The following is a 1,862-nucleotide window of genomic DNA, read 5'->3' as shown; positions in this document are numbered from 1 at the left end:
ATGAGCCAGCCGCAATCCCTTTCCGATGGCCGCACGATTCCGAGCGGTCCGACCAAGATGACGCCGTCGGAGGCGTTCGTCGAGACGCTGGTGTCGAACGGCGTGACCGACATGTTCGGGATCATGGGCTCGGCGTTCATGGACGCGATGGACATTTTCGCGCCGGCGGGGATCCGTCTGATCCCGGTGGTGCACGAGCAGGGCGCGGGCCACATGGCCGACGGCTACGCGCGGGTGTCGGGCCGGCACGGCGTGGTGATCGGCCAGAACGGCCCGGGGATCAGCAACTGCGTGACGGCGATCGGCGCGGCGTACTGGGCGCACAGCCCGGTGGTGATCGTGACGCCGGAGACGGGGACGATGACGATGGGGCTGGGCGGCTTCCAGGAATGCAAGCAGCTGCCGATGTTCCAGGAGTTCACGAAGTACCAGGGCCACGTCACGCACCCGGCGCGGATGGCCGAATACACCGGTCGCTGCTTCGACCGGGCGATGAGCGAAATGGGCCCGACGCAGTTGAACATCCCGCGCGACTACTTCTACGGCGAGATCACCTGCGAGATTCCGAAGCCAGCGCGGCTGGACCGCGGCGCGGGCGGCGAGCACAGCCTGGACGAAGCGGCCGAGCTGCTGGCGAAAGCGAAGTTCCCGGTGATCATCTCGGGCGGCGGCGTGGTGATGGCCGACGCGGTCGAGGAATGCAAGGCGCTGGCCGAGCGTCTGGGCGCGCCGGTGGTCAACAGCTACCTGCACAACGACTCGTTCCCGGCGAGCCACCCGCTGTGGTGCGGCCCGCTGGGCTACCAGGGCTCGAAGGCGGCGATGAAGCTGATGAGCCAGGCCGACGTGGTGGTGGCGCTCGGTTCGCGGCTGGGGCCCTTCGGCACGCTGCCGCAGCACGGCATGGACTACTGGCCGAAGAACGCCAAGATCATCCAGATCGACGCGGACAACAAGATGCTGGGCCTGGTGAAGAAGATCTCGGTGGGCATCTGCGGCGACGCCAAGGCGGCGGCGGTGGCGCTGACGTCGCGGCTGGCGAACCGCACGCTCGAGTGCGATGCGAGCAAGGCCGAGCGCGCGGCCAAGGTGGCGGCCGAGAAAGCGGCGTGGGAAAAGGAACTGGACGAATGGACGCACGAGCGCGACCCGTTCAGCCTGGACATGATCGAAGAGAACGCGAAGGAAAAGCCGTTCTCGGGCGGAGAATACCTGCACCCGCGCCAGGTGCTGCGCGAGCTGGAAAAGGCGATGCCCGAAGACGTGATGGTGTCGACGGACATCGGCAACATCAACTCGGTGGCCAACAGCTACCTTCGGTTCGAGAAGCCGAGGAGCTTCTTCGCGGCGATGAGCTTCGGCAACTGCGGCTACGCGTTCCCGACGATCATCGGCGCGAAGGTGGCGGCGCCGCACCGTCCGGCGGTGTCGTACGCGGGCGATGGTGCGTGGGGCATGAGCCTGATGGAGACGATGACCTGCGTGCGTCACAACATCCCGGTGACGGCGGTGGTGTTCCACAACCGTCAGTGGGGCGCGGAGAAGAAGAACCAGGTGGACTTCTACAACCGCCGCTTCGTCGCGGGCGAGCTGGACAACCAGAGCTTTGCGGAGATCGCGCGGGCGATGGGTGCGGAAGGGATCACGGTGGATCGTCTGGAGGACGTGGGTCCGGCGCTGAAGAAGGCGATCGAGCTGCAGATGAACGAGGGCAAGACGACGATCATCGAGATCATGTGCACGCGCGAGCTGGGCGATCCGTTCCGCCGCGACGCGCTCTCCAAGCCGGTGCGCTTCCTGGACAAGTACAAGGACTACGTCTGAGCGGCAACGCGCCGTGAAACAAACCCCGCCCGAAAGGG

General features: G+C 66.4%; 1 protein-coding gene. It reads left to right on the top strand.

Annotated elements, in window-relative coordinates; all coding sequences use genetic code 11:
• The gene (gene xsc / locus TBU01S_RS22590) at positions 1-1,824 is read left to right on the top strand and encodes a sulfoacetaldehyde acetyltransferase (RefSeq protein ID WP_068639724.1); all 1,824 of its coding nucleotides are present in this window, start codon (positions 1-3) and stop codon (positions 1,822-1,824) included.
• Positions 1,825-1,862 lie beyond the last annotated feature (38 nt).

The sequence above is a fragment of the Thauera butanivorans NBRC 103042 genome, from assembly GCF_001591165.1.
GTDB lineage: Bacteria > Pseudomonadota > Gammaproteobacteria > Burkholderiales > Rhodocyclaceae > Thauera > Thauera butanivorans.
Note: the sequence above shows the minus strand (reverse complement) of the source record. Positions and strands in the feature narration are given on the sequence as shown.